The 4,493-nt window shown below is 63.8% G+C and carries 6 protein-coding genes; 4 read left to right on the top strand and 2 right to left on the bottom strand.

The genetic code is table 11. The features are described from left to right. The first annotated feature begins 392 nt into the window (after nucleotides 1-392). On the top strand, nucleotides 393-611 hold the full coding sequence (locus B3F77_RS18495; protein ID WP_293606371.1) for a SlyX family protein: 219 nt from the start codon (nucleotides 393-395) through the stop codon (nucleotides 609-611). An 83-nt stretch (nucleotides 612-694) separates the two neighbouring features. Here B3F77_RS18495 and B3F77_RS18490 read toward each other — a convergent pair whose 3' ends face one another. After that, entirely contained in the window at nucleotides 695-1,594 is a 900-nt protein-coding gene (locus tag B3F77_RS18490) for a DUF2189 domain-containing protein (RefSeq protein ID WP_293606370.1), read from the bottom strand. Nucleotides 1,595-1,705: 111 nt separating this feature from the next. Further along, on the bottom strand, nucleotides 1,706-2,074 hold the full coding sequence (locus B3F77_RS18485) for a TraR/DksA family transcriptional regulator (RefSeq protein WP_293606369.1): 369 nt from the start codon (nucleotides 2,072-2,074) through the stop codon (nucleotides 1,706-1,708). Nucleotides 2,075-2,248: 174 nt separating this feature from the next. Between B3F77_RS18485 and B3F77_RS18480 the strand changes: the two genes are divergently transcribed. The 3 genes from B3F77_RS18480 to B3F77_RS18470 form a co-directional block, all read left to right on the top strand. After that, nucleotides 2,249-3,112: a DUF2189 domain-containing protein gene (locus tag B3F77_RS18480; protein WP_293606368.1), complete on the top strand. Its 864-nt coding sequence runs from the start codon at nucleotides 2,249-2,251 to the stop codon at nucleotides 3,110-3,112. Then, on the top strand, nucleotides 3,112-3,321 hold the full coding sequence (locus B3F77_RS18475) for a DUF2788 domain-containing protein (protein WP_293606367.1): 210 nt from the start codon (nucleotides 3,112-3,114) through the stop codon (nucleotides 3,319-3,321). The genes B3F77_RS18480 and B3F77_RS18475 overlap by 1 nt, the downstream gene beginning before the upstream one ends. A gap of 250 nt (nucleotides 3,322-3,571) precedes the next feature. Beyond that, nucleotides 3,572-4,493, top strand: a 922-nt coding sequence (locus B3F77_RS18470) for an FAD-dependent monooxygenase (RefSeq protein ID WP_293606366.1), incomplete at its 3' end; no start/stop codon positions are given.

Raw genomic sequence — 4,493 nt, 5'->3', positions numbered from 1 at the left:
GGTGGCGCTGGCGTGCTGGCGGGCGCGTGGCGGGTCACCTTCTGGGGGGCGCTCGCGATGGCGATCACTGCGGGTGTGGGTGCGCTGTTCGGCGCCGTCGTTTAACCTTGAAACGGCAGTTGGACGCGCCCGATGGAGCCGCCCTGGCGCGGTCTGGGGGCCTTGTTCCTGGGCGGGCAGCAACGGGCTGATCAGCGAGAAGAGCGCATCAGGCCGATACGGCCAAATGCGGACGGTCCGCCATAGAGAGGTCACTACCTCGGGAAAGCCGCCTGCCGGGCCAGTTAGCCAGCCAGCGCGCAAAAATAATCCTCTCCGCGCCTGAGAGTCAAGACCGGTCTCCAACGCCTTTAACGCACCATCAGCGCCCTAAATTCGTGTCCAATAGGGGTATGGAATATCCGCAAGACATTGAACAGCGCCTGACCGATTTGGAGATCAAGGCCAGCTTCACCGAAGACCTGGTGGATCAACTTAACCAGATCATCGTCCGCCAACAGCAGCAAATCGACATGCTGATTCGCGAGCTCGCCCAGCTTCGACAGCAGATCCCGGACGGGGGAGCCGACGTGTTTAGCCGATCAGGCGAAGAGTTGCCGCCGCATTACTGATGGATCCTCATTGCCATGCAAGGCACCCGCCACCGCCAGATAGCACCGCGTCCGTGGCACGGACCGCTGGCGATCTTCTTGATTCAGTGGTTAGTGGGGATCAATTTTCCGTCTTGCTCCGCCACAGCTTCCTGCCAGCGCACCGCACCGCGGTAGGCGTGCCAGCTCGCATGCCCGAGCAGTGGGCCGATCAGGATCAGGCCCAGGCCCCATGGCAGCAGCGCCACCACGACGAGTGCGGTGATCAGCACACCCCACAGCAGCATTACACCGGGGTTGGCGAACACCACGCGGATGCTGGTGATGGCGGCCGAGATGGCGTCTGTGTCGCGGTCCAGGATCATGGGGATGGACACCACGACGGTGGAAAAAACCAGCGTGGCGAACACCCCGCCCACGGCCAGGTACACCATCAAAAACTCCCAGTTGTCGGGGTTGAACACCGCCTTGATCACCCCCGTGGTGGACGGCATGCCGGTGTTGAAGAATACCGCAAAAACCACCAGCGAGACGCGGCCCCAGAGCAGCTCCAGCACGATGAGCACCAGCACCAGCATGCCCATGCTGCGGATGTGCGAGTCCCAGCAGGTCAGCGAGGCACCGAGATCGGGCGTGACGCCCTGTTCTCGGCGGTGGCTCACCTCGTACAGGCCCATGGCCAGAAACGGGCCCACCAGCAGACAGCCGGAGGCAATCGATAGCGTGTATTCAGGCTTGGAGCGAAACACCGCAGCCAGCGTGATGGCCATGACCCAGAAGCACAAGCCATAGAAGATGCCGATGCCGATGTGTGCCGTCAGGTCGCGCCACCCTTGTGCCAGCCAGCGAAAGGGAGCCCCCAGCCCCAGCGGAACCATCAGCGCCTGCGGGCCAGTGGGCAGCGGCGGCACATAAGGCGCGGCCATGACGGGAAGCGCGTCAACGGCTTGATCGGCAGAAGCAGCGGGCGGGTTGGAATCGGCAGGAGGCGTGGACGACGTCATGAAGCGTGGCTTGAAGAGAGAGGGGAAGGATGGTCAATGTCAGCCAGCAGCCTAACCAGCCCTCCCGGGCTTGTCCACTCAGGAATACACCAACACTGGAAAGCGGAAGGCTCAGGCAGAACGGAGGTGTTCCACCTTCTCCTGGCAGTGGATGCAGCGCGTCACTTCGGGGCTCGCATGCAGCCTCGCAGCAGCGATGTCCACGCCACAGTCAGTGCACTCGCCGTAGGTGCCCGCCTCGATGCGGGCCAGTGCGGTGTCGATCGCGGCTAGTTCCGCCGTCTCGCGCTCGCCAATGGCCAACTCCAGTTCGCGCTCGGTCGTCACTTGTGCGCGTGAATCCTCAGCTTGCGCAAAGTGATCTGCAGCGGCTTCCGCACGGCTAATCACCCCTCCGCGCTGCTCGGCAACCTGTGCGAGCAGGGCCGAGCGCATGCGCAGCAACTGTTGTCGGTAAGGAATGGCTTGTTGCTTGTTCATTTGGTCAACTCTTTCATCGAACGAAGTTAATGATGCGCCCAGGCTCGGGCATCGTCTTTGACGAAGCTCAAGATGGACACCTCGACGCTTGGTCAGGGTGCGGGACGACCCACTCCATTCGCAGGCTTGCTACATAGTAAGCCTGCGGCATGCGCCGCGGTTAAGCTTGTGTCCATGGTGCCCCACTTTAAAAATTCTCCTCCCACACCGTCGCTGACCGATGGCCCTCTGACGCTGCCTGTCATCCGCACCATTGGTCTGGCCCAGCCTCTGCGCTGGCTGGTGTGGGGCGCGCAGGACATGCTGCGCGGCGGTTGGCTGAGCCTCGCGCACGGTCTGGCGGTAGCTGCCTTCGGGGCCCTGCTGATGCTGCTCGCGCGCGACCGTTTCTGGCTGCTGGCGGGTGCGTTATCCGGCTTTCTGGTGGTGGCCCCGGTGCTGGCCACCAGCCTGTACGCCATCAGCCGCGCACTCGAACGGGGCGAGGCCGTCAACTTGCAGCTCGTCATCAAGACATGGACCCGCTGGCAATACTCGCGCTATGCAGTGAGCGGCGGCTACTGGTGCCTGGTGCGCTTCGGCTTGCTGCTGGCACTGGCCGGCACTGGCTGGGTACTGACCTCGGCCGCGCTCATCACGCTGATGGCGCCGCTGCCCGTCAACACCCCCCAGGACTTTCTGCGCCATGTCGTGCTGGCGCCCCACCGTTACCTGTTTGAACTCTGGCTTACCATGGGGGGGCTCATGGCGGCGCCCCTATTTGCCTCCACCGTGATTGCCATGCCCCTGCTGCTGGACCGCCGCGTCAATGTGCTGCAGGCCGTGCTGGCCAGCTGGCAGACGGTGCTGACCAATCCCCTGCCGCTGGCCCTGTGGGCCGCACTGATCATGGGCCTGACACTGTTGGGCCTGGCCACGCTCCTGATCGGACTGGTCTTTGTGCTGCCCCTGCTTGGTCACGCCAGCTGGCACGCTTACCGTGACCTGGTGGATGCCAGTGCGCTGCCAGAACGACTGCCTCCCGAAGGGGCCGCCTGATGTTTGGCTACTCGGAAGAACAGATCGCGGCCTTCGGGCTGACGTTCGGTGTGGGCGGCTTCATGCTCTACATGCTGTTCATCATCGGCCACCTGGCGTGGGAGTCCAAGGCTGGCAAGTTCGGCACCTTCGTCATTTTTCTCGGCCTGGCCTTCGGCATGGTGGGCTTTGTCGCCAAGTACATCATCCAGTGGTATCTGGAGAAGTAGGGAAGTAGGTTTGTCCTTCGGGCGGGCGTTGCATGGCGAGCGCCGACTGGCCGCCCCAAGGAAAATTAGCCACCGAGGGGCTGTAGCCTGCTTGAGCAGGTTTTGACAGGCGACAGAGGCGAAGCGTCTCGCGAGCCGCGGCCTGCAAGGGCTCGCGCAGCACAAGCAGTGGCAAGCGCGGGGGCCATATCCCGCAGGGTTTTGACCCCCATCAATATGCGACTGACCCTGCGATGCTACGCTGTCCGGCATGAACTTTGACATCCTCGTCTCGGGCGCTGGTCCGGCCGGGCTGTGCCTGGCGCGTGCACTTTCGGGGCACGGCCTGCGCATAGCGTTGGTAGAGCAGCAAGCGCTGGCCGCCATCGAACAACCCGCTTTCGATGGGCGCGAGATTGCGCTCACCCAGCACTCGGCGCAACTCATGCGCACGCTCGGCCTGTGGGAACGTATCGAGGCCCGCGACCCATATGCCCTGTCGCCCCTGCGCGATGCGCGGGTGCTCAATGGCCCGTCGCCATTCGCAATGGTGATCGGCCATAGCCTGGGCAAGTACAGCGAGCTGGGCTGGCTGGTGTCCAACCACCTGATTCGCCGAGCCGCCTTCGAAACCGTGCAGGGGGCACAGCAGACCCACCACGACATCACGTTGCTCACGGGCGAACAGGTGGCCGGTGTGCGCACCGATACGCAGGGTGCCCATGTGAGCCTGGCCAGCGGCAGCACGCTGCACGCGAGCCTGCTGGTCGCCGCCGACAGCCGCTTTTCCGCAACGCGACGCGCCATGGGCATCGCGGCCGACATGCATGATTTCGGCCGCAGCATGCTGGTGAGCGTGATGACGCACGACGCACCGCACCACCACGTCGCCTGGGAATGGTTTGGCTACGGCCAGACCCTTGCCCTGCTGCCCATGAATGACGACCCAGTCAGCGGCGCGCACCGCTCGTCCGTCGTGCTCACGCTGCCCAGCCACGAGATTGATCCGCTGCTGATACTGGACGCTGAGCCCTTCGGTCATGAAATGGCCCGCCGCTTTGCCCGGCGTCTGGGCAGCATGACGCTGGCCAGCACCCGCCACGCGTATCCGCTGGTGGCCGTTTATCCGCGCCGTCTGGTGGCGCAGCGCTTTGCCTGCGTGCTGTCTCTTATACACATCTCCGAGCCCACAA

It is taken from the genome of Polaromonas sp. UBA4122, from assembly GCA_002381615.1.
GTDB lineage: Bacteria > Pseudomonadota > Gammaproteobacteria > Burkholderiales > Burkholderiaceae_C > Polaromonas.
This window is presented reverse-complemented; position numbering and strand designations above follow the sequence as displayed.

What these genes read in the sequence shown, in the direction of transcription:
- B3F77_RS18480 (WP_293606368.1), top strand. Translation starts at nt 2,249, where the DNA reads ATGGTGCCCCACTTTAAAAATTCTCCTCCCACACCGTCGCTGACCGAT.
- B3F77_RS18485 (WP_293606369.1), bottom strand. Translation starts at nt 2,074, where the DNA reads ATGAACAAGCAACAAGCCATTCCTTACCGACAACAGTTGCTGCGCATG.
- B3F77_RS18475 (WP_293606367.1), top strand. Translation starts at nt 3,112, where the DNA reads ATGTTTGGCTACTCGGAAGAACAGATCGCGGCCTTCGGGCTGACGTTC.
- B3F77_RS18495 (WP_293606371.1), top strand. Translation starts at nt 393, where the DNA reads ATGGAATATCCGCAAGACATTGAACAGCGCCTGACCGATTTGGAGATC.
- B3F77_RS18490 (WP_293606370.1), bottom strand. Translation starts at nt 1,594, where the DNA reads ATGACGTCGTCCACGCCTCCTGCCGATTCCAACCCGCCCGCTGCTTCT.